Below are 23,370 nucleotides of genomic sequence, written 5' to 3' on the forward strand. Positions count from 1 at the left end.
TTCCTTGCCAGGTTGCGCCGCAAGTCAAAATGCTACAGCAAGTGCCAAAAGATGTTGGAATATTCCGTAAGGCTTCTGATGGCTAAAAGAAATAATGAGATTATCTATAGTTAATTAGCAATACCTGCCTTATTATTAAGGAATCCCTGATTAAGTCCTTCGACAGGCTTCCTTCGACAGGCTTCCTTCGACAGGCTCAGGACGAACGGTTTGTGTTGATTCGGCTCGTAGCAAGTCTTTTGTCTACGCTCAGAATAGCCCTGTCGAAGCCGTTCGCGGTGAGCCTGTCGAAGCCGTTCGTGGTGAGGCTGTCGAAGCCGTTCGTGGTGAGCCTGTCGAACCATGAGTAGAATCAACTTATTCATAGATTCCTTAAAGGCCTCAGACAGGATAGCCTGGCCTGGCGGATTAGCTGAAACTCCCTGCTAATCAGGAATTGGTATGAGCCGGAGCAAAACAATGGTGCAGCTTTCTTTCGCTGGAGCGGCCCGAATGACTTATCAAGTATTGAATGGCCGATTAGCAGCGAAGAGGGAAGCTTTCTCATGCTGGAACTGTTGCCGCGACAGGGCGATAATTTGCTGGAGTCGCTGACGGTTGAGGTGGATGGACAGTCAGTGCCTTTGGTTAGTGGTAGTAACTGCATAAGTCTCTCAATCCCCTTGAAAAAAACAAAGTAAGTGAAATCAAGAGATTTCATCAGATTTTATTTCACCATAGAAATAACAACTTGCCTGTTAGTGAATCAGGGGATTTGCGTGGCCTTCGCTTTTTGCCTGGGTCTATCAGAGTGGAAAAGCATATAAACAATGATTGAAAAGAAAGAGGATGTAATAATCTTCAGCAATAAAAATGCTCCGATTGAGCAGTCAGCGATGAAATACGGGATCGCATTATGAGCCAATCCAGGAGGGAAAAGCTGGGAACCGAATGCCTATATAATTGATGCGCCTTGGCATTGCCAACACAAAAACAGGTCATATATGCCGCTTGACCCCAAAACCTGATTCTTCGGTCTTTTGAACACGTCTATATCACTGATTATCGTCAACTGGAACTCCTGGGATATGCTATCGCATTGCCTGGAAAAGCTTCAGAACCAGACATTCCGGGATTTCAAGGTGCTGGTCATTGATAATGCCAGCGATCAACCGCCCCTCCTTGATCTATGTGTGCGTTATACGAATGTAACGCTGGTTCAGAATCAGGCTAATCTAGGTTTTGCCGCGGCGAACAACCAGGCCATAAAGTTGCTTGATGAATCTGATTGGGTGGGCTTGCTTAATCCTGATGCTTTCCCCGATCCGGATTGGCTGGAGCAATTAATAAACGCCGTTAAAAACTATCCGGGCTATACGATGTTTGCGAGCCGGCAGTTAATGGAGGGGAACAGTAAGCTTTTGGATGGTGATGGCGATATCTACCATATCAGCGGTTTGGTTTGGCGCAAAGGGCATGGCCAGCCTGTTTATGAGGCCGCACTTGAGCCGCAAGAAGTTTTCTCACCCTGTGCGGCGGCGGCGCTTTATAAAAGAGAAGCACTTCTATCAGTCGGAGGTTTTGACGAGGATTTCTTTTGTTATGTCGAAGATGTTGATTTAAGCTTTCGCTTGCGGTTACTGGGTCATCGCTGTTTGTTAGTGCCTGATGCCGTGGTGCATCATGTCGGATCAGGGACGACGGGCGGCCGGCACAGTGATTTTTCAGTCTATCACGGCCATCGCAATCTGGTCTGGACTTTTGTAAAGAATATGCCGGGCGCCTTGTTCTGGATGCTGCTGCCTCTGCAATTGCTGCTTAACGTAGTCACTATCGTGGTATTCATGGCGCGCGGACAAGGCGGCGTGATTCTGCGCGCCAAGAAGGATGCGGTAAAAGGCTTGCCTCAGGCGTGGGCAAAGCGCCAACAGATCCAGAACAGCCGGAAAGCATCCGTAAGCGAGATTTGGCGGGTGCTGGATAAGCGCCTGTTCCGGAGTATGCGCCGGTAGACTGGCGGGCGCGGATAATTTACGCCGGGTTCGCTTCAAAAATGAGGTAGACTGGATAAATAATACCTTAAGAATGCTTTAGAAAAATTTCATCTGGAGACGGCGGCTGATTTTTGATCCGCTTGCCTGATTATTCTTGGGCCAGGACCTGTTTTTACCGTTTTTGATCCAATTCAGCACTTTAATTAATTAGGGCAAGCAGGAAGGAAGTACCTATTAGGTTTTTAAACAGCGGGGAGTTTTTGCTATGATGGTTTGTGGATTTTATGTAGCGGCAGTCAAAAAGAGTGATATTCACTTGCTATGCGGGAGGGAATTTTGAGCTTGCATCCTCTTGTGGTTGACCTGGATGGAACGCTGATCCACACAGACATGCTGCATGAATCCGCATTGAGAGCCCTGCGCGATAACCCGTTTGACACCTTGCGCATTCCCTTTTGGTTATTGAAAGGCAAGGCATCGCTCAAGAAGAATCTGGCCGACCGCACTGATTTTGACGCGACTTCCCTGCCCTATAATCAGGATTTGTTAGACTGGTTAAAGCAGCAGCGGGCTCACGGTCGAAAGTTGATCTTGTGCACCGCTTCTGATCACTCCATCGCCACTGCAATTGCGGAGCACCTCGGTATTTTTGACGAAGTAATGGCAAGCGATGGCGCCACAAATCTGGCTGGAAAACACAAGGCCGAAACCCTTGAAGAACGTTTTGGCCATGCCGGTTTTGATTATGTGGGCAACTCGCGCGCAGATCTGGCGGTGTGGCAATGCGCCAGAAGGGCAGTGGTCGTCAATGGGTCTGCGAATCTGGCCCGCAAAGCGGGAGGTTACTGTGAGGTGACACACGTGCTCCCTTCGCCTGGCCGTGGCTTTACAACCTGGTGCCGGGTGCTGCGTGTGCACCAGTGGATGAAGAACTTATTGTTGTTCATCCCCTTATTCGCGGCGCATCAATTCACCAGCCCCGATACCTGGCTGACGCTCTTTCTGGCTTTTATCTCATTCAGCTTATGTGCCTCAGCGGTTTATATCGCCAATGACCTGCTGGATCTGGAGAGTGACCGGCAGCATCCGCGCAAATGCAAAAGACCCTTTGCCTCAGGTCTGGTTCCGGCCTGGATAGGCGTGGCCCTGGCGCCCCTGTTACTGCTTGCCAGTCTGACATTGGCTCAACATGCAGGAGGCGACTTTTTACCATGGCTGCTGTTTTATTTTGTCGTGACCTGTGGGTACTCCTGGGGGCTCAAGCGTATAATTCTCGTGGACTGCCTGATTCTGGCGATGCTTTATACCTTGCGCATTGTCGCCGGCGCCGCCGCTGCGGGCATGGGTCTGTCATTCTGGCTGCTTGCGTTTTCGGTTTTTCTGTTTTTATCGCTGGCCTTCGTCAAACGCTATGCAGAGCTGGAGGTGCAGTTGTTGAATGGCAAGCAAAAGACGCACGGACGCGGTTATTACTCCTCAGATGCCCCGCTGGTGCAGACGCTGGGCATCGCTTCCGGCTACGCCGCCGTACTGGTGCTGGCGCTTTATCTTAATAGCGATGCTGTCGTGAAGCTGTATCGAGCCCCGGAATTCGTATGGGGCGCGGTGCCTGTCATGCTGTTCTGGGTGAGCTGGATGTGGATGCGGGCCCATCGGGGCGAAATGCATGATGATCCCCTGGTCTTTGCCGTAAAAGACAAAGCCAGCCTGCTGGCAGGAATAGTGTTTGCAGGCGTCTTGGCAATCGGTACGGTCGGTTGGCCATGGTAGCGGTTTCGTCGTGGGGACGATTGAGCAAGCGGCAGCACGAGGTTGTGGCTCTATCTGATCGCGATCATGTAATTCAGCAACTGAAAAGCAGCCGGTCAGGTATTGCTCACGGCATGGGGCGCAGCTATGGCGACGTCTGCCTGAATCCGGATGGCGTTTTGTGGAATACCACTGGATTAGATCGCTTTATCAGCTTTGATGAGAGCACGGGCCTGCTTGCGTGTGAAGCAGGCGTGCTGTTGCGTGACATTCAACGATTAGTCATGCCGCAAGGCTGGACTCTTCCGGTTACTCCGGGAACGCAACTAGTAACAGTGGGCGGCGCCATCGCCAACGATGTGCACGGCAAGAATCATCATGTTTTAGGTAGCTTTGGCGATCACGTTCAACGGATCAAGCTGATCCGTACCAACGGTGCAGCCACTGAATGCGGACCTGATCTTCTGCCCGACTGGTTTTCCGCTACCGTAGGCGGTCTCGGTCTGACCGGCGTCATCACTGAAGCCGAAATTCAACTGCGCCGGGTGCCGGGCCCCTGGCTGGCTACCGAAACCGTGCCGTATGGGAATCTGGACGAGTTTTTCCGTCTGGCTGACGATTCAGAAGCTGACTGGGAACATACTGTTTCCTGGGTAGACTGCATTTCTGGAGAAGTTGGACGCGGGATCTTCATGCGCGGCAATCCCGCCCATGTAGATCATCGCCCGGAGCCAAAAAACCGCAAGCTGACTATGCCTTTGGTGCCGCCGATATCCCTGGTTAATAGGCTTTCCCTGCGGCCTTTCAACATGGCCTATTTCAATCTGAAAAAAAGGCAAGCGGGCAGCGGCATCGCTCATTACGAATCCTTCTTTTACCCGCTCGACAACCTCTTGGAATGGAATCGAATGTATGGCCCCAAGGGCTTCTTTCAGTACCAGAGTGTTGTCCCTCGTGAGGTTGGACGCGAAGCGGTGCGGGCTATGCTGGGCGAAATCGCCCGTTCCGGCGAGGGGTCATTCCTGGCCGTGCTGAAAACCTTCGGTAATCGTCAGGCTGTGGGCATGATGAGCTTTCCGCAGCTTGGCGTGACTCTGGCCCTGGACTTTCCAAACCAGGGTGAGCGAACGCTGAAGCTTTTCGAGCGGCTGGACGCCATCGTCCGTGAGGCCCGGGGGCGGATATACCCGGCCAAGGACGCGCGTATGCCGCGCGACCTTTTTGAGTCAGGCTATCCTCGCCTAAAAGAATTTATTCAATACCGTGACCCGGGCATTAGCTCAGCCTTCTCAAGGCGCTTGATGGAAAACTAAACATGACAGACAATAAAAAAAAAATCGTCATCGCGGGCGCAACCTCGGCCATTGCTGAGCACTGCGCGCGTTTATGGGTGAGTGAAGCAGCAGTAGATCTGACGCTAATCGGTCGAAATTCAGACAGAACAGAGCGAGTGGCAGCCGATCTGCGCGTACGCAGTCCGCAATCCGTTTTTCGTATACTTGAAGCAGACTTCATTGATCCGCTCGCCATTCGCCAACTGGTTGATGGCATTGTTGCCGAAGGGTCCGTAGACATCGTACTAATCGCCCATGGTTCATTGCCTGATCAGGCTGTTTGCCAGCAGGACTTGACTGCATGCCATGAGGCGCTGACCGTGAATGGAATCTCTCCCGTACTATTTGCCGAAGCATTTGCCGGACATATGCAAAAAGCCAATCGTGGAACCTTGGCGATGATCGGCTCGGTGGCGGGTGACAGAGGGCGCAAGTCAAATTATGTCTATGGCGCAGCCAAGGGCTTGGTTACACGCTACGCGCAGGGGCTGCAGCACCGTCTGGCAAATACCGGCGTTAAGGTAGTTCTCATCAAGCCTGGGCCGACAGATACGCCAATGACCGCGCATTTAAAACAGCAAGGCGCCCGTCTTGCCAGTGTAGAGAATGTTGCTCAGTTAATTGTTAAAGGAATCACTCAAGGCAAACCGGTTGTGTATGTACCGGCTAAATGGGCATTGATCATGATGGTAATTCGTCACCTGCCCCGCTTTGTTTTCAATAAACTGGAAATCTGAGATGCCTGCGCCTGACGCAATAATGAATAAATTCAGCTCAGGAAAATTAGACTCAACAGTTAACGCCATTTTATGGCTGGTGTTACTGCTTACAATCATTGCTGTATTTGTGCCATTTTCTCCTCTAATGTCGGCGGCCGGTTTTGATCCGTCGTGGGTATTGGGAATGAATCAGGCAACGGCTCAGCGGCTTTCCTTTGGCAAGGAAATCATCTATACCTTTGGCCCCTATGCGTCTATTTTCACGAAGTCATACCACCCCTCCACTGATTTTATGATGGTTAGCGGAACTTTGTATTTGGCTTTGTCCTACTGGGCCTGTATTGTTCTGTTGATGAAAAAGGTTCAATGGCGCTGGGTACTGGCTTTTTGCGCCGTCTTAGTATTGATGGACTCAAGAGACCAGAGAGACTCTTTGCTATTTTCATATCCCCTTCTTGTTGCATTAGCCAGCTTCAAGATGATGCATCCAGAAGATACTATGGCGGCCGTAAGGAAATATTCTCCACTTGTGGCGGCATTACTGTTTGCACCATTCGGTTTGCTTACCCTGGTCAAAGGATCAGTCCTTACTTTGTGCGCTGCTATCGCTGTACTATGTTCTGTATTTTTTATCCTCAGCAAAAGAAAATTTCTTGCATTAATTTGCCTCGCATCCCCTGTGATGTCCATGCTTCTATTGTGGATAGCCTCTGGGCAGTCTGCAGCAACCCTGCCAGATTATTTTATTAATATGAAGCCCATAATCTCGGGCTACACCGAAGCTATGGGCACTGAAGGCTTCATTCATGAAGTGTTTCTGTACCTGGTCATAACTTCTCTGCTTTTGTTAGCGGTATTTAATGAGAGAAAAATAAACAGCATTTCAAGACTGTTTTTACTCTGCGCTTTTTCTGTTTTTTTATTTATTGCTTTTAAGGCGGGATATGTACGCCACGGGGATCATGGATTAATTGCGTCTAATGCATTACTTTTTGGTTCGTTATTTCTACTTTTTTTTGCAGAAAGCGAGGACTGGAACACTAAAAAGACCTTTTCCATTGCGGTAATCAGCGTCTTTTTTTACCTGCTTACAAATTTAACATATAGCATCCCAGGTGTATTTTTCCAGGATAAATTAATTGAGAAAAAATTAGATATTAATACTCCAGGATCGCTCAGCAGATACAGCCAAGCTCTCCAGATTTATAATGTCATTGGACTGGAAAGTTTTATTCAGCTTTTAATTGCTTCTCAAAACATTCACCTTCCTTATTCCCCAGCATGGCACGGCATTAAAAACAGACTGGAAAACAAAAACTGGCCAAGGCTTGATTACGATGCCGCAGTAACCTCCCTTCGGGAGCAGGCATCCTTTCCTGTTTTGCCAGGCACTACCGATATCTACTCCTTCAACCAAGCCTATTTGATTGCTTCGGGAAACACGTGGTCGCCTCGCCCCATATTTCAGAGTTTAGGCGCTTATACACCCGCATTGGCTGAGATAAATAGACAGCATCTCTTGGGGAACCGGGCACCAGATAATATTATTTTTAGAGTGGAACCGATTGATGGAAGACTTCCTTCAATTGAAGACGGGGCAAGCTGGCCAATACTGGTGATTAATTATCAGCCATCCTTCATGGAAAATAATTTTTTATTCCTCCGAAAAAAAGAAAGCATCGACGAAATTGAAGAACCATTGAATCTCACAAGTGAAAAACATGTTTTTGGAGAAAGTGTTAATTTACCGCACTCAAGCCAACCCATATTTGCTCAGATCGAGATTAAATCAACTATTCTGGGGCGTTTAGCTAGTATTTTTTTCAAGCCAAGTCAACTGCAAATAGAAATTGAACTGAAAAATGGTCTGATAAAACAGTACCGGATCATTGCCGGTATGGCGAAATCGGGTTTTTTAATATCGCCGCTCATCGAAAATACCGCCGAGTTTCTCAAGTTATATGGCGAAAAAGGATTTCTGGCTGGCAAGCTGGTTAAGGCGATAGCAATTGTGCCGCGTGATGGCAGAACCAGCCTTTGGAACGATGAATATACTGTTACATTCAATCAAATCAAACGTCCTGCTCCAATCGATATCTCTAAAATCTATAAACTTGATGGATTTGATGACGAGTTGCCTGCTTCCAGGATAACAATGGCAGAAAAATGAGACGGCTCTATTGATGCAGTTAACAATATGTCGGCCGTCCCTAAGCAATTTTCAGTATCAAATTTGTTAGAAGTTAATGACTGGCTCGCTGCTTCTGTGGATAAGGCAACTCTGCCCGAGGCTGTCTATAAGGCAAATATACTCTCGGTCTTGCTATAAAAATGTCCGGCGAGCTACAAATTTGCCCGCAATTTAAAATTCCGGTAACTATTACAAGATAAATTGGAAAACAAAACATTAATATTGTCCCGGCATCTGGAAAAAGTAGTTTTAAGTGCTACACGAATCGTTCCGTAAATATAAACTTAGGATATTCATATGAAGCCACATGAATTTTTCTTATCGATGAATACAATATATAAATTAAAAAACATCTCTGCGAGCGAGATATTGATAGTTTTGCTTGCCATATTTTGTTTTTCATACTCGCTATACGTCGCCATCAACTATGCGACCCAGATTCCTCTCGACTTACATTCTTTTAGACAAACGCAGACAGCGCTGACTGCGTATTGGCTTGTAAAAAACGGTTTTAGTTTTGCATATGAAACCCCGGTAGCAGGCCCGCCCTGGAGCATCCCCTTTGAGTTCCCCCTCTATCAGTACATAGTTGCGTTGGCATCCCAGATAACGAAGTATTCATTAAACGCCACAGGGCGTGTTGTAAGCTTTTTATTTTTAGCTCTCTGCCTTATTCCAGCCCGATCCATTACAAAAAATCTGAATCTTTCTCAATGGGTTTTTTATATTTTTGCAGCACTGCTCTTTTCCAGTCCCTTATATCTTTATTGGGGACGTACTTTTATGATCGAAACAGCGGCAGTCTTTTTCTCCATAGCCGCCATAAAATATTTTATTGATATAGTTCAAGCAAAAAATACATTAAAGAATTCCTTTCTCTTTTTGGGCTTTATTTCGTTGAGCATTCTGCAGAAAGCAACAACCGGCTTGCCTGTATTGGCTTTACTGAGTTTTGCTTATGTACTCTTAAACATTAAAGACGCCGAATCCTTAAAGGCTTTTTTACTGTCAAAAAAAATCATGTTGGCATTGGTTTATTTTGGCATCCCGCTGCTTATTGGAATTGCTTGGACCTTATATACCGACCAGATCAAGTCACTGAATGATCTTGGTATAGAATTGACTTCCAGCGCGCTCACCACGTGGAATTGGGGCAGCATGAGCCAAAGGCTGTCAACTAGCCTTTACAGCGAAGTTATCGGGAAAAGATTATTTGAGCGGAATTTATCCGGAGCGCTGGGCATAGCGATTCTGATGATTGCACTGTTTTCACATGCCAAAAAATCAGTAAAATCAATAATTGCAATTTCAATTCTAATGGGGTTACTTCCTTTATTTCTATTCACTAATCTTCATATTGTCCATACCTACTATCAAACAGGAAATTTAATATTTATCATATATGCGGTCTCAGTAGCTATAGGCCACATATTAATGAGTTATTTTGAAAAGAAAATCATCTTATTTATACTAGCCGCAATCATGGTAGCGTCCAATTATTTCTGGTTTTCCAAGGACTATCTGGCCATTATTAAAACAGAATTTAATAAAGCGAATTCGCGCGATTATGCCGTTTCGGAAATATTAAAGAGAGAAATACCTGAAGAAAAATATTTTGTTGCTTTCGGCAATAGGTGGAGCTCGTCATTTGCTTACCTTGCAGAACGAAAATCTTTTACCGTACCGGAATCCTTTAAGCAATATGAAAAGATATCCCTTAATCCAGAATACTTCATCAAAGAAACACAACTGGGCGGCATTGTTGTATGTCTTACGGGTGTGGCCCCAAATCTTCTTGATACCCTCATACAAAATCTTGATAGCCTCATACAGTGGTCGTCAAACAATAGGCATTGGAAAATCGGACAGACTCATGGTTGTTTTCTGGCGTTTCCTGAAGCAGTAGCATTAAATCCATCTTTAAAGCTTTCATCTACAAAATGTGAAGGCAGTATTGATGTTGCCGGTGAGTCACAGGCTGGCAAACGTAACTATTTAAATATTGCCGGTTGGACGACCATATCAGGAAAGCAAGGAATTCTCTCCGAAAAAGTTTACGTCACATTAACAAAAAATAGCGAACCTGTTTTTTTTGAGACAGTGCAAGTAAATCGTCCTGATGTCAATACCCATTTCGGCCGACCCAATTTAGATTACAGCGGATTTTCAAGAATAATAAATACGAATTCTCTTGCTGGTGAATATGTTGTAGGTGTCGCCAGATTAAACCAAGGTTTTCTGGAGCAATGCCAGTTTCAAAAGAAAGTTTCATTAAACAATAAAGGCTTCAATGAATAAGAAAAGAATCATCCTCCCCGGCGGCGCCGGCCTTGTTGGACAAAATCTTGTGGCCCGTTTAAAGGCCAAAGGCTATAAAAATATAGTTGTTCTCGACAAGCATCGAACCAATCTGGCCGTCCTGAAACAGGTTCAGCCGGATATCACGGTTGAGTATGCCGACTTGGCCGAGCCCGGTGACTGGCAGCGGCATTTTATTGATGCTGAAGTTGTAGTGATGTTGCAGGCTCAAATCGGCGGCAATGATTATCAGGAATTTGTCCGCAACAATCTGGATTCTACTCGTTTAATTCTTGATGCCGTCAAAATCAACAAGGCGCCCTACTTGGTTCATATCAGTTCTTCGGTAGTGGAATCGGTCGCCGATGATTTCTACACCAATACCAAGAAGGAGCAGGAGCGCAGGGTGCTGGAAAGCGGCATTTCTTGCCCGATATTGCGCCCGACCTTGATGTTCGGCTGGTTTGATCGCAAGCATCTGGGCTGGCTTTCCCGTTTCATGAAGAAGGCGCCGGTCTTCCCGATACCGGGGCACGGCCGCTATATGCGCCAGCCGCTTTATGTTGGAGACTTTTGCAACATCATCATCAGCTGCATTGAAAATAGAATTGCCGGCGGCATTTACAATATTTCCGGCCATGAGAAGGTTGATTACATCGATATTATTCGCGAGATAAAGCATGCGACTGGTGCAAGGGCTCTGATTGCCAAGATTCCCTATAGCCTGTTTTATACGTTGCTTTGGATTTGGGGGCTTTTTGACAAAAATCCGCCGTTCACTACCCAACAACTTGCCGCGCTCGGCGCCAAAGATGAATTTGAAGTAATCGACTGGCCCGGTATTTTTGGCGTGCCTTATACGCCTTTCGCCAAAGCCATCGATGAAACTTTTAACGATCCGACTTACGGCAAAGTGGTCCTGGAGTTTTGAATATGAAGCAGCGTATTGCCGTACTTGGCGCAGGGCCCATGGGCCTGGCTGTAGCGTACCAATTGGCCCGCGATGGCCATCAGCCGATTGTCTTTGAAGCCGATGACAGGGTGGGAGGAATGACCGCTGCGTTTGATTTTTCCGGCTTGACTATCGAACGCTATTACCATTTTCATTGCATCTCCGACCATGCTTTCCTGGCCGTACTGGACGAATTGGCCTTGGCCGGCAAGATGCGCTGGGTAGAAACGAAGATGGGTTACTGGTATCAGGGCCAACTGCAGCCTTGGGGCAATCCCATCGCTCTCCTCAAGTTCCGGGGGTTAAGTCTTATTGCCAAACTCCGCTATGGTCTTCATGCTTTTATGTCGACCAAACGCAATGACTGGAAGCCGCTGGATTATGTCGAAGCTGTTGGCTGGATCAAGCGCTGGGTGGGCAAGGAGGCTTACGAGGTCATGTGGCGCCGGTTGTTCGACTACAAGTTTTACGAATACACTGACAATCTGTCAGCGGCCTGGATATGGAGCCGGATTCGGCGCATCGGGCGGTCGCGCTACAGTCTGTTCCGCGAGAAACTGGGCTATCTGGAAGGCGGTTCGGAAACCCTGCTTCAAGCCATGCGCGCCGATATTGAAGCGCATGGCGGCGAAATTCGCCTCAAATCTCCGGTTAGCAAAGTTGTCATCGATGAAGGCAAAGTACAGGGCGTGGAAATGGCAGGACAAGTCGAAATTTTCGACAAGGTGATCAGTACTATTCCCCTGCCCTATGTATCCCGGCTGATGCCCGATTTGCCGGTCGACGTTCTGCAGCGTTTTCAGGCTATCAAGAATATCGCGGTGGTCTGTGTGATCGTCAAATTGCGCAAGGCCGTGACCGGGAACTTCTGGTTGAACACCAATGACCCGGAGATGGATATTCCCGGCCTCGTGGAGTACACCAATTTGCGGCCGCTCGATCAGCACATCGTCTATGTGCCATTTTACATGCCGGGCGAGCACCCGAAATTTGCTGAACCGGATCAAGCCTTCCTCGACAAGGTGCGCCGCTACTTGAAGAAGATCAATCCTGATCTATGCGATGAAGATTTCATCGACCTGCGCGCCAGCCGTTACCGCTATGCGCAGCCGATTTGCGATCCTGGCTATCTGGATAAACTGCCTCCGGTTGCGCTGCCCGTTAAAGGCTTATGGGTGGCTGATACCTCTTATTACTATCCTGAGGATAGAGGAATATCCGAGAGTATTGGCTTTGGTCGAGGATTGGCTAGGGAAGCGGTGGTATGATTCGGCAATTTATATCGCGGCAGTTTCTGTTTTTTTTGCTGACTGGGGGGACTGCCGCAGCAGTCAATTTTGGCTCCAGAATTATGTACAGTCAGTGGCTGAATTTTTCTACTTCCGTGCTTCTTGCCTTTATCACAGGGATGATTACCGCCTTCGTACTGGCCAAGCTTTTTGTATTCAAGGCGAGCCAACAATCAATACGTCGTTCTGCTGCTTTTTTTATTCTGGTGAATCTGGTTGCAGTACTGCAAACTTGGATCATCAGCATGGGCTTGGCGTATTATCTCTTGCCATCGCTGGAGGTAAAGTTATTCGTGCCAGAAATCGCCCATGCGGTCGGTGTAGTTGTACCCGTGTTCACCAGTTACATTGGCCACAAGCGTTGGTCGTTCCGATAAGGCCCTGTTAATGAAAATCAGGCATGCTCTATGGGCTTTGGTCGAAGGCTAGCGAAGACAGGCGATTTTATGATCAAGTATTTTTTTTACCAGACAGTTTCTGGGATTTCTTGCTGTAAGAGGTCTGGCTGCGCTTCTACATTGGCTGGCGCGCATGTTCTTGAGCATTTGGATGCCTTTTTCCTGGGCGGTTATTAGTGCCTATATTGTTGGAATGACGGTGGCCTTTCTGTTAAACAGCGTCTTTATATTTCCAAAATCAGAAAAAGCAATGCACACACAAGCTCGAGATTTTGTTTTGGTGAATTTATCGTTTTTCCCATTGATCTGGCTGGTTTCAGTAAAAGTTAATAATTGGCTGAAAACTGTTGGAATGACAAGTCATTCTGAAGGATTGGCACATGCTATTGCTATTTCATTGCCTATGCTTGCCACGTTTCTGATATATAAATTTTTTGCTTTCAAGGAGAGGCGTTATGAATAGCACTGAGTTGTCTGAGCTGTATAAAATACGCTTTGCCCAGGATCAATTGCCGCGCAAAAAAGCGATCTGGCAAGTGATATGTCGAAGCTTTCTTCAGCGTTTTATAAAAGCATCGGATACCGTTGTAGATGTAGCATGCGGTTATGGCGAGTTCCTTAACAATATCTCGGCAAATAAAAAAATTGCTGTGGACTTGAATGCTGATGCCTTGAAGTTTTTGGACGCCGATATCGAATTTCATCAGTGCAAAGCTACAAGTTTGGGCTCGGTAATCGCAGGGAGAGCGGATGCTGTATTCACCTCTAATTTTTTAGAGCATTTGCCAGATAAGAAAACCTTGGACGAATTTCTGGATCAAGTGATGATTGCTCTCAAACCGGGTGGAAAATATCTTGTCCTGGGGCCTAATTTGCGGTATTTGCCCGGTCAATACTGGGATTTCTATGACCACCATTTGGGGCTGACTCATCTATCATTAAGTGAAGCTTTGCAGCTAAAAGGGTTTAACATACGCCTCTGTATTGATCGCTTTTTGCCCTTTACCACTCAAGGCGCCCTGCCAACCCACCCCTGGTTGGTTTGGCTTTACCTAAAAATGCCTTTCGCCTGGAGATTTCTGGGCAAGCAGTTTTTTATTGTCGCTCAAAAACCCTTCTGATTGATTGGCGCAATCACGACCTTTTATTTAATCCCGATGCAAGCTCGGATCTTCAATAGAAGCTGCCAATCAGGACTACAAAGCGGAAGTAAGCCAGGCATTCGGCTCTTTCCGTTACCTTGCCCTACCTGCTCCATTTAATATAAAGTTAAGAGTGTATTTTGCTATAGTGAAGCTTATTGATTGGCAGTGAGGTTTGGAAGATGGCATTGGCTCAGGAAGATATCGAACAGATTCAGGACTTGATCAAAAAGGTGATGGCCCAGGCGCCTGAAGCCGTGAATGCCAATGTGCGCTATGAGCTGGAGGTGCGGGAACGGGTCATTCGCGTGGAAGAAGAGCTCAAGCACCAGCGCGAGTTGATGAGTGAAGGCTTCCGGCAAATGGAAAAGCGTTTTGAGCAGGTCGACAAGCGCTTTGAACAGGTCGACAAGCGCTTTGAACAGATGCATCAGGAAATCTTGGGTGTGCATCAGGAAATCAGGCAGTTAATACGCTGGAGCTTCGGTACATTGCTGGCTATCGGCGGTCTGATTGTGGCGGTTCTGCGTTTGGTTGCCTAGCCCCGATGCTTGCCAGGAAAGATGGCGGGAAAAGCTCCAAAGCCAAAGGGTCAGAAATTTCAAAGGGCGGCTGGCAGCTAATGCCAGCGATCAACTTCCTGAATCAGGCGTTTATTCCCCATCGTCAGTTACGGATTTCACGGCTTCCTTTGTGCCTTTTCCTATCGCCTTGACAGTATCCCGAGTGCCATGACCAATCGTTCGGGTTACATCTCGCGTGCCATGGCCGATTTCTCTCGCGACATTTCGCGTCGTATGACCAATTGTTTTTCCCGCATCCTTGACTTCAGCGCAAGCGCACAATAGCGCAAGATATAACAAAGCCAATAACGCCAAAAATTTCCTGGTTAATTTCATCATGTTGGTATTATTTTAAAGGTCTTGGCTTAAGGTAAGTGATAGGCAAAATCAGGAGGGGCGGATTGCATAATAGTTCAGCCAGCTGATGAAAGTCTAGCATGGGTCCGGCAACTACCAGCAATATCGATGAAAGCAATTTTAATAGCCAATAAAATACAGGACATCTTCAACCTATTGTTAAATGGAAGTGTCTGAGGCTTACTTAATGTTTATAAATTAGGTAAAATCATAAGCTTTATATTTAACGTCTATAAGATTTAAAAAATCCACCACTTAACATGATACAGGCGTATTTAAAGTTGGGTTTGCCGATGCTGTAGAATTATTCGCTATATTTTTCTTTATCTGCCTCTGCAAAAATAATAAACAAAGCTTCGTTCATTCATTTATCCCCGTTTAGCGGGCATTCTTTTTGTTATGTACCTGTTAGTGTACATATTTATTTATAAAACATGTCAAGCACTGAAATAGCCGCGGAAATAAAACGCCGCCGAACTTTTGCCATTATTTCTCATCCTGACGCAGGAAAAACCACGCTTACCGAAAAACTCCTGCTGTTCGGCGGCGCGATTCAGCTTGCCGGCTCGGTAAAGGGGCGTAAGGCCGCGCGTCATGCGACCTCCGACTGGATGGAAATGGAAAAGGAGCGGGGTATATCGGTGACGACTTCAGTGATGCAGTTTGAGCATAAAGACTGCCTGATTAATCTGCTCGATACGCCGGGGCATGAGGATTTTTCCGAGGATACGTATCGAACATTAACCGCAGTCGATTCCGCGCTGATGGTAATTGACGTCGCCAAGGGCGTTGAAGAAAGGACGATTAATTTAATGGAAGTCTGCCGTTTGCGCACTACCCCTATTCTTACTTTCATTAATAAGCTGGACAGGGAAGGCAGGGAGCCGATCGAGCTGATGGATGAGGTCGAGGCTGTCCTGAAAATTAAATGCGCGCCCATGACCTGGCCAATCGGCATGGGCAAGCGCTTTAAGGGTGTTTATCATTTATATAAAGATGAAATTCATTTGTTCAGTGCGCAGCATGGCGGGAAAATAGCAGCTGCTGAGATTATCCGCGGATTGAATAACCCAAAGCTGGATGAATTGCTAAAAGACCAGGCTGAAGAATTAAGGGATGAGATTGAATTAGTCAAAGGCGCCAGCCATGAATTTGATCTTGACGACTATCTGGCCGGCAATTTAACGCCGGTTTTCTTTGGTTCGGCGATTAACAATTTCGGGATTATTGAATTGCTTGATGCTTTTGCTGAATATGCGCCTTCGCCAAGACCCAGGCAGGCAGAACAGCGCACGGTATTGCCCGAGGAAGATAAATTTTCCGGTTTTGTGTTTAAGGTTCAGGCCAATATGGATCCGGCGCATAGAGACCGGGTGGCGTTTTTACGCATTTGTTCGGGCAAATTTGATAAAGGCATGAAAATCTATCAGGTGCGCATCGGCAAGAATACCCAGGTCGCCAATGCGATCACTTTTCAGGCCGACACGAGAAAAAACGTGGAAGAAGCCTACCCCGGCGATATTATCGGCTTGCACAATCATGGCACGATTCAGGTAGGCGATACTTTCACGCAGGGCGAAACGCTTAAATACGGCGGCATTCCTTATTTTGCCCCGGAACTATTCCGCCGGGTGGTATTAAAAGATCCGTTAAGGTCCAAAGCGTTGCAAAAAGGTCTGGTGCAACTGACCGAGGAAGGCGCGACGCAGTTATTCCGGCCGCTGAAGAATAATGATCTTATACTGGGCGCGGTAGGCGTTCTGCAGTTTGATGTCACTGCCTTCCGGCTTAAAGGGGAATATAATGTTGAATGCGTTTATGATACTGTTCCCATTTCAACGGTGCGCTGGGTGAGCTCGGACAAACCGGCCAAACTTGAAGAATTCAGGAAAAGAGCCTTTGATAATCTGGCTGAGGATGGCGGCGGCTATCTGGTTTATCTGCCCAATAGCCGGGTGAACCTGCAACTGACCGAAGAACGCTGGCCGGATATTAAATTCAGCGCGACGCGGGAACTGTAAGTAATAGAATATCAGGCAGGCTGACTGCCATAGAAAGGTAATATACGATGATCCGCCCCCGCCCTGCCGTTCTCTCATTCTCAGGCCATGATCCCAGCGGCGGCGCCGGCGTGCAGGCGGATATTGAGACTCTGGCCAGCCATCACTGTCATGCCGCGAGCGTTATTACTGCATTAACGGAACAGGATACGCGGAATGTAAAAAAACTCATTCCTCAACATCCGGAAGACATCGTCAGTCAGGCGAACACCCTATTAAATGATTTGCAGGTCAGCGCTTTCAAGATCGGTTTAATCGGGCATGATGAAACCGCAATAGCCATTCATTCCCTATTAAAACAATACCCCCTTATTCCGGTGATTCTGGATCCGGTTCTGGCTGCGGGCGGCGGCGCCGAGCTTTCAAATGACCGGCTTATTGCTGCTATTATTGACCTGCTTTTGCCCTGTACGACCGTGTTAACGCCGAACAGTGAAGAAGCCCGTAAACTTGCAGGCTTTGATGACTTGAATGAATGCGGCCTGGCATTGCTGGAAAAAGGCTGTAATTACGTGCTGATTAGCGGTACTCATGAAACGACACCCGCCGTCAGCAACCGGCTCTTCCATGATCATCGCTGCCTGGAAACATTCACCTGGGACAGGCTGCCGGCCAGTTATCATGGTTCCGGCTGTACGCTGGCCGCCAGTATTGCGGCTTTAATTGCGCATGGGCTGGAGCCTTTTCAAGCAGTTACCGAAGCTCAGGAATATACCTGGAATTCCTTAAACAGCGCTTTTCAGCCGGGCAAAGGCCAACATATTCCCAATCGTTTTTTCTGGATGGAGGAAGACCCATGAAATTTCCAGCCCGCGGCTTGTATGCAATCACCCAGACTGAAAATAAATCCGGCGATACTATAATTGATGAAGTTGCATCTGCCGTTCGGGGCGGGGCAGTCATAGTGCAGTACCGCGATAAAAATCCCACTGACGCGCCCTTTATTGCCAGAGAGTTAATTAAAATCTGTCATCAAACGAATGTCCCGCTAATTATTAATGACGATATCGAGCTGGCTGCAAACACAGGCGCTGACGGCGTGCATATCGGCAGAGGAGACGTAGATACTGCTCAGGCAAGAAAGTTTTTAGGCGCTGGCGCTATCATCGGCGTTTCCTGCTATAACTTTATCGAACTGGCTGTAGAGGCGCAAGCGCGCGGCGCAAGCTATATTGCGTTCGGGCGTTTCTTTCCTTCTTCCTCAAAACCCATGGCTGCACCTGCCCATATTGAAACGCTGAAAAAAGCTAAACTTGCGCTAAAGATTCCGATTGTCGCCATAGGCGGAATTCTGCCGACTAACGGGGCGCCATTAATTGCCGCAGGAGCAGATTTTTTAGCGGTTATCGGAGGAATATTTGACGCTCAGCCCGAGCAATCGGCCCGGGCTTATCAGGCATTGTTTATATCGTAGATTCTTGCTTGGCTTTTGACCGACGCGGCATATTTAGCGAACATAAGCTGCCAGGCGCCGCAAAAGTCCGTCAGGTTCGGCGATAGCCATGGCGGCGATTTTATCGGCGCGACCCTGAGTATCCGCGACTGCATAAATTCTCAGTTCGTCAGCATTGCCTGAAGGGCGCAAATGCGCCAAGTCGCCGTTACTGAAGTACATCCGCACGCCATCGACATAATTAATGCGTTCTATCTTTCCGAAGCCGAGCTCCGGCGAGAAAAAAACTTCCAGCTCTTGCCTGATCGTCTCTAAAGCTTTTTTTTGCACGGTATCCGCTGCTATTTCCTTATTATTTTCATTCATGAAAACGATTTTATCATCGGACAAAAAAGCTGCCGTCTGAATAGCTTCATCAGACGGGGAAAAGCGTTTCACGATCTCCAGGCCCAGTGTTCTTGGAAACTGCTTGATAAGCGCCGCCCGGCTATAGCGCTTCGGCAAACGCGTAAAGATTTCAGTCAAGGGCGCACCATCCCGCCGGGCAATAAACAGCACGGCCAAAATGGGCAGAACCGCATCACGCGTGGGCAGGGCGGTTAATACTTGGCCATTCAGGAATATATCGGAACCGGTGAGAAAGCCGCCGTTAGCCTCCCAGCCGCAAACCGCTTTTTTACCCCGAGCCAACGCCTTTTCCATGCCGGCAATCACATAGGGCGAACCGATTCGCGTTTTGGCTTCGATAATATCTTTCAGCTTGCCGCGATCAATGCCGTCATTGCTGCTTATCGGCACTACCACGGCATCGGCGCCTAATAGTTCCGCTGTCAGCATGCCTATCAGGTCGCCGCCAAAAAAATGTACGGTAGCCGTTTCAGCTTCCACGCCGAGTATCAGCGGACGATCGCTGTCGCCGTCCGTGGAAACAACGGCATCAAACTGGCCGTATTGAGCAGCCTCCTCATCGTACAATTTCTGAATGACGGCAAGCTGCCCTGCGTCCATGTTTTCGGTATCGATAGGCACGAAGGTTTCGCTGCGCCCGGCAATAACGACTTCTGCTCCCAAGGCGCGGAGAATATCAACCAGCATATCGCGCCCGACTGCTGAATGCTGATAGGTTAACAGCCGCATTCCGGCCAGCGCTTGTTTTCCGAAAAAATCGACATAGCGCTGGATATAAGCCGAAGCCGCTTCACGGCGTTCAACAGATAATGCCCTTGAACCGGTTTTAAAAAGCCCGTCTGCCCCGAATAGCGAATCATCGAACGGCTGCTCGTAAAACCTCTGCCTGACTTCTTTAACTTTTTCGTTGACGGGTCTTTCATGCTGCTTGAGCAATTCGCCCCGCGACGTATTGGTTTTATAACCGTTGCGGTCAAACGGAATATGACTCCCCGTCACCATCATGCTGCCCTTGCCCTGCGCCAGGGCATAATGGGTAAGCGCGGGGGTCGGAATCATGCCTTCATTTACCGGTATCATTCCCGCATAGAGAATGGCCTGCTCAATGGCCTGGGCCAGTTCGCCCCGCCCCTGCTGTTCGGCAACATAAGCGCTGGAACTGGGCCGCAAATCACGGGCGTAAAAGAATTCCTCACCCCGCGCTATGCCGCCTTCGGCTTTAGACAGCGATTGAAGAAACTCCAGTTCTGCCACTGCATTGATAAAGACTTCCAGTTGCGTTAAATGAACAACTTCTCCCCTTCGGCCGCTGGTTCCAAATTGTAATTCCCGAGGTTCATAGGCAAGACATTGGCGTAGAGACTTTTGTTGGTTTGGGCGCATTGGCATAAGTGTTAACTTTGCTCTGTCAGAGTGGTGAAAAATAATCAGGCATTGCCCGGTTTTTGCTCCATTGCCTGAGCTAATACTTATAACTTGAGGGCAGTCTTACAAGGTAAGGCAGGTTGCGGCGGTCCGGCTGGAATATATCAGCAAGGCCTTTCGAGGTAAGGCGCCGCTCTTCAAGTTTGACCAACGGAAAAGAGGTATACTTTATAAAAATCGCCCCGGAGCGCTATTACTGTATGCTGGAAAGTTAAGCTCTAAATTCATTCTGGTGTTCAACAAACCACCGGTAAGTGCTGGATAGACCTTCCTTTAATGGTATTTGCGGACGCCAGCCAAGCGATTTAAGCTTTGAGACATCCATTAATTTTCTGGGCGTACCATCGGGCTTGCTGCTATCCCAAATGATTTTGCCTTGATAGCCGACCACGTCCTGTATGGTTTCTGCGAGTTCCGAGATAGTTACATCTTCGCCTGTTCCCACATTCAGGTGGGAAAGCATCGGTTCGGTGCAGGCTTGATAATGTTCTTTTGATAATCCCATCACATGCAGGCAGGCGGCGGCCATATCATCGACATGCAAAAATTCGCGCATCGCCTTGCCGCTGCCCCACACAGTAACCGTGGGTGAGTTTTCTGTTTTGGCTTGATGAAATTTCCTTATTAAGGCCGGTATAACATGGCTGTTTTCCAGATGGAAATTATCATTCCGGCCATACAGGTTGGTTGGCATGACAGAACGGAAATCCGTGCCATATTGGCGGTTGTAGGATTCGCACAGCTTGATGCCGGCAATTTTTGCAATGGCATACGGTTCGTTGGTTGATTCCAGTGTCCCGGTCAGCAAGGCCTTTTCACTCATGGGCTGTGCTGCCAGTTTTGGATAAATGCAGGAGCTGCCCAGAAAAAGCAGTTGATTACAACCGGAAGCCCATGCCTGATGAATCACATTGGCTTCAATCAACAGGTTCTGGTAAATAAACTCTGCGGGATATTCATTGTTGGCATGAATCCCCCCTACTTTAGCTGCTGCCAGAATCACATAAGCGGGCTTTTCGCTCTGCATAAATTGCCGTACTGCCGCCTGGTCGGTGAGGTCCAGTTCGGCATGCGTGCGCACTACAATATTTTCAAAGCCGGCATTATTCAGCTGCCGCATTATGGCTGAACCCACCATGCCGCGATGTCCGGCCAGATAGATTTTAGTCTGTTTTTCCAGCATACTATTATTCCCGCGTAATTGAAACGTTATACCCCTGTTTTTTAAGAAGGGCATGTTTTTTGGACTGCTCAAGATCATGAGCGACCATTTCAACAATCATTTCCTGCAAGGTTATCTGCGGCGTCCAGCCCAGCTTTTCTTTAGCGTAACCGGGATCGCCCAGCAGGGTTTCCACTTCTGACGGCCGAAAATAGCGCGGATCAATGGCGATTATATTCTGGCCGATTTTCAGGCCGGGCGCCTTGTTACCTTCTATTGCTTCAACATAGCCCTTTTCATTAACGCCTGAGCCTTCCCAGCGCAGCGTTAGGCCCAGTTCCCTGGCCGACATTTCTATAAACTGCCGTACTGAATACTGCACGCCGGTGGCAATAACGAAATCTTCGGCTTGCTCCTGTTGCAGCATCATCCATTGCATGCGCACATAATCCTTGGCATGCCCCCAGTCTCTGAGTGAATCCATATTACCCATGAACAAACAGGGTTCCAGTCCCAGGGCTATATTGCAAAGGCCGCGAGTTATTTTGCGGGTTACGAAGGTTTCGCCGCGGCGCGGGGATTCATGGTTAAAAAGAATGCCGTTGCAGGCATACATGCCATAGGCCTCCCGGTAATTCACTGTAATCCAGTAAGCATACAGCTTGGCTGCCGCATAGGGTGAACGCGGATAAAACGGCGTGGTTTCCTTTTGCGGTATTTCCTGCACCAATCCATAGAGTTCCGAAGTAGAGGCCTGATAAAACCGGGTTTTCTTCTCCATCTTCAGAAATCTTATCGCCTCCAGCAGGCGCAGAGTACCGAGCCCATCAACATCGGCCGTGTATTCGGGCGATTCAAAAGAAACCGCCACATGGCTCATGGCGCCGAGATTGTAGACTTCATCAGGCTGAGTTTCGCTCAAAATGCGGGTTAAATTCGAACTATCGGAGAGATCGCCGTAATGTAAATAAAATGCCGCGCTGGTTATGTGCGGATCCTGATAAATATGATCAACCCGTTCAGTATTGAAAAGGGAGGAGCGCCGTTTGATGCCGTGTACTTCATAGCCTTTTTGCAATAAAAATTCAGCAAGGTAAGAGCCATCCTGCCCTGTTATGCCGGTTATTAATGCTCTTTTTCTCTCTGCCATTCCAGCTCCATTTTATTTGGGGTTTTAGAAGTGTTGATTAATATTCAAGCTCAGTTAGAAGCGGGTTTATTATTACATTAAGATTGTAAAATTTCTTATTTTCAGCAGGAAGGAAGAAAATCTTTGCGTATCCGGAATAATTTTTATCGGGCTTGAAAATATTGCAATGCCATAGATCCAGCGCTTATTAACAGCAAAACCATAACTAGCGGTTTGGTATGAACTATCCCGGCTGTCCCTTGCTTTACGAGAGCTGTTCATTTCTCAGGGATTTTAATCAGATGGCCTCGCGTTGCAGAGGTAAAAATAGAAGCGCCCTACCGCCAGTCCGGCATAGGCTTCTTGCCAAGGGATCGAAGCGCCGGTGGCATCCATCACCTTGACGGCCTCGTCCATATTGGCCGGCTCAATCCCATCGCCTTTTGGCAGTGTAACTAGGTGCAGTTATGGCTACATACCCCAAGATCAGCTTTTTAAGGCAAAAAAAAGCGCATTAACCCGCCGAAAGGGTAATGCGCCGGTGCTTATATTAAAGCAGGTATGTCACACGAGGAGGTCAAACACGCCGGTATTGCGTTTACTATAAGTGAAGCATTTACAGGGCCAACTAATGTTAAATATATAAATTAATTTAAAATTTATTTAATATCAGTCAGTTATATTATTATTGTCGTTAAGGCTAAGCAAGCGGCATGGCTAATTAAGCCATTATGTGCACCAAATAAAATCAAAATTACCAAATTATTCCCTATAGTTGTGCATATTAAGCAAAAAAGTTGTAATTACACAACGTATTTATTGGTAAGT

22 protein-coding genes and 1 pseudogene are annotated in these 23,370 nt (G+C 47.6%); 16 read left to right on the forward strand and 7 right to left on the reverse strand.

Features of this window, described 5'->3' with window-relative positions; translation table 11 throughout:
• Positions 1–114, forward strand: a pseudogene (locus HUX64_RS19655) (IS1 family transposase); the annotation flags it as partial.
• Here the strand turns inward: HUX64_RS19655 and HUX64_RS07990 are convergent.
• A complete protein-coding gene (locus HUX64_RS07990) occupies positions 111–365 on the reverse strand; it encodes a hypothetical protein (protein WP_174625711.1) in 255 nt (84 codons plus the stop codon). The pseudogene HUX64_RS19655 and the gene HUX64_RS07990 overlap by 4 nt on opposite strands.
• Before the next feature lie 654 nt (positions 366–1,019).
• Here HUX64_RS07990 and HUX64_RS07995 point away from each other — a divergent pair.
• The 12 genes from HUX64_RS07995 to HUX64_RS08050 all read left to right on the forward strand — a co-directional run bounded on the left by HUX64_RS07995 (position 1,020) and on the right by HUX64_RS08050 (position 14,587).
• Positions 1,020–1,991, forward strand: a complete 972-nt coding sequence (locus HUX64_RS07995) for a glycosyltransferase family 2 protein (protein ID WP_174625712.1) — start codon at positions 1,020–1,022, stop codon at positions 1,989–1,991.
• A gap of 318 nt (positions 1,992–2,309) precedes the next feature.
• Positions 2,310–3,743 carry a UbiA family prenyltransferase gene (locus tag HUX64_RS08000; protein ID WP_174625713.1) on the forward strand — a complete coding sequence of 478 codons (1,434 nt, stop codon included), beginning with the start codon at positions 2,310–2,312 and terminating at the stop codon, positions 3,741–3,743.
• On the forward strand, positions 3,737–5,035 hold the full coding sequence (locus tag HUX64_RS08005) for an FAD-binding oxidoreductase (protein ID WP_174625714.1): 1,299 nt from the start codon (positions 3,737–3,739) through the stop codon (positions 5,033–5,035). The genes HUX64_RS08000 and HUX64_RS08005 overlap by 7 nt, the downstream gene beginning before the upstream one ends.
• Positions 5,036–5,037: 2 nt before the next feature.
• On the forward strand, positions 5,038–5,793 hold the full coding sequence (locus tag HUX64_RS08010; RefSeq protein ID WP_174625715.1) for an SDR family NAD(P)-dependent oxidoreductase: 756 nt from the start codon (positions 5,038–5,040) through the stop codon (positions 5,791–5,793).
• Position 5,794: 1 nt separating this feature from the next.
• Positions 5,795–7,945 carry a hypothetical protein gene (locus tag HUX64_RS08015; RefSeq protein WP_174625716.1) on the forward strand — a complete coding sequence of 717 codons (2,151 nt, stop codon included), beginning with the start codon at positions 5,795–5,797 and terminating at the stop codon, positions 7,943–7,945.
• A 318-nt stretch (positions 7,946–8,263) separates the two neighbouring features.
• On the forward strand, positions 8,264–10,264 hold the full coding sequence (locus HUX64_RS08020) for a phospholipid carrier-dependent glycosyltransferase (protein WP_174625717.1): 2,001 nt from the start codon (positions 8,264–8,266) through the stop codon (positions 10,262–10,264).
• Complete coding sequence (locus tag HUX64_RS08025) at positions 10,257–11,195, forward strand: NAD-dependent epimerase/dehydratase family protein (RefSeq protein ID WP_174625718.1); 939 nt, start codon at positions 10,257–10,259, stop codon at positions 11,193–11,195. The genes HUX64_RS08020 and HUX64_RS08025 overlap by 8 nt, the downstream gene beginning before the upstream one ends.
• Before the next feature lie 2 nt (positions 11,196–11,197).
• On the forward strand, positions 11,198–12,484 hold the full coding sequence (locus tag HUX64_RS08030; RefSeq protein WP_174625719.1) for an NAD(P)/FAD-dependent oxidoreductase: 1,287 nt from the start codon (positions 11,198–11,200) through the stop codon (positions 12,482–12,484).
• A complete protein-coding gene (locus HUX64_RS08035) occupies positions 12,481–12,882 on the forward strand; it encodes a GtrA family protein (protein WP_174625720.1) in 402 nt (133 codons plus the stop codon). The genes HUX64_RS08030 and HUX64_RS08035 overlap by 4 nt, the downstream gene beginning before the upstream one ends.
• A 100-nt stretch (positions 12,883–12,982) precedes the next feature.
• Entirely contained in the window at positions 12,983–13,366 is a 384-nt protein-coding gene (locus HUX64_RS08040) for a GtrA family protein (protein ID WP_281355261.1), read from the forward strand.
• Positions 13,359–14,024, forward strand: coding sequence for a class I SAM-dependent methyltransferase (locus HUX64_RS08045; protein ID WP_174625721.1), 666 nt, complete (start codon positions 13,359–13,361; stop codon positions 14,022–14,024). The genes HUX64_RS08040 and HUX64_RS08045 overlap by 8 nt, the downstream gene beginning before the upstream one ends.
• 203 nt (positions 14,025–14,227) lie before the next feature.
• Positions 14,228–14,587 (forward strand): hypothetical protein, encoded by a 360-nt coding sequence (locus tag HUX64_RS08050; RefSeq protein WP_174625722.1) that lies wholly within the window; start codon positions 14,228–14,230, stop codon positions 14,585–14,587.
• A 111-nt stretch (positions 14,588–14,698) separates the two neighbouring features.
• Here HUX64_RS08050 and HUX64_RS08055 read toward each other — a convergent pair whose 3' ends face one another.
• The gene (locus HUX64_RS08055; protein WP_217426470.1) at positions 14,699–14,947 is read right to left on the reverse strand and encodes a hypothetical protein; all 249 of its coding nucleotides are present in this window, start codon (positions 14,945–14,947) and stop codon (positions 14,699–14,701) included.
• A gap of 452 nt (positions 14,948–15,399) precedes the next feature.
• Here HUX64_RS08055 and HUX64_RS08060 point away from each other — a divergent pair, with 452 nt between their 5' ends.
• Genes HUX64_RS08060 through thiE form a run of 3 tightly spaced genes read left to right on the forward strand, consistent with a single transcriptional unit; the run spans position 15,400 to position 18,439 of the window.
• Positions 15,400–16,986 carry a peptide chain release factor 3 gene (locus tag HUX64_RS08060; protein WP_174625723.1) on the forward strand — a complete coding sequence of 529 codons (1,587 nt, stop codon included), beginning with the start codon at positions 15,400–15,402 and terminating at the stop codon, positions 16,984–16,986.
• A 47-nt stretch (positions 16,987–17,033) separates the two neighbouring features.
• Positions 17,034–17,825 (forward strand): bifunctional hydroxymethylpyrimidine kinase/phosphomethylpyrimidine kinase, encoded by a 792-nt coding sequence (gene thiD, locus HUX64_RS08065; protein ID WP_174625724.1) that lies wholly within the window; start codon positions 17,034–17,036, stop codon positions 17,823–17,825.
• The gene (gene thiE / locus HUX64_RS08070; protein ID WP_174625725.1) at positions 17,822–18,439 is read left to right on the forward strand and encodes a thiamine phosphate synthase; all 618 of its coding nucleotides are present in this window, start codon (positions 17,822–17,824) and stop codon (positions 18,437–18,439) included. Before thiD ends, thiE begins: the two co-directional genes overlap by 4 nt.
• 33 nt (positions 18,440–18,472) lie before the next feature.
• Here the strand turns inward: thiE and HUX64_RS08075 are convergent, their stop codons facing one another.
• From HUX64_RS08075 to HUX64_RS20240, 5 genes are all read right to left on the reverse strand, one after another.
• Complete coding sequence (locus HUX64_RS08075; RefSeq protein WP_174625726.1) at positions 18,473–20,209, reverse strand: phosphohexomutase domain-containing protein; 1,737 nt, start codon at positions 20,207–20,209, stop codon at positions 18,473–18,475.
• A 253-nt stretch (positions 20,210–20,462) separates the two neighbouring features.
• Positions 20,463–21,434, reverse strand: a complete 972-nt coding sequence (gene fcl / locus HUX64_RS08080; RefSeq protein WP_281355260.1) for a GDP-L-fucose synthase — start codon at positions 21,432–21,434, stop codon at positions 20,463–20,465.
• 4 nt (positions 21,435–21,438) lie between these two features.
• Entirely contained in the window at positions 21,439–22,563 is a 1,125-nt protein-coding gene (gene gmd / locus HUX64_RS08085; protein WP_174625727.1) for a GDP-mannose 4,6-dehydratase, read from the reverse strand.
• Positions 22,564–22,635: 72 nt separating this feature from the next.
• Entirely contained in the window at positions 22,636–22,824 is a 189-nt protein-coding gene (locus HUX64_RS08090) for a hypothetical protein (protein WP_174625728.1), read from the reverse strand.
• Between the two features lie 12 nt (positions 22,825–22,836).
• Positions 22,837–22,959 (reverse strand): hypothetical protein, encoded by a 123-nt coding sequence (locus tag HUX64_RS20240; protein ID WP_343034387.1) that lies wholly within the window; start codon positions 22,957–22,959, stop codon positions 22,837–22,839.
• Between the last annotated feature and the right edge of the window lie 411 nt (positions 22,960–23,370).

The organism is Candidatus Methylobacter favarea (assembly GCF_902806695.1).
Taxonomy (GTDB): Bacteria; Pseudomonadota; Gammaproteobacteria; order Methylococcales; family Methylomonadaceae; genus Methylobacter_B; species Methylobacter_B favarea.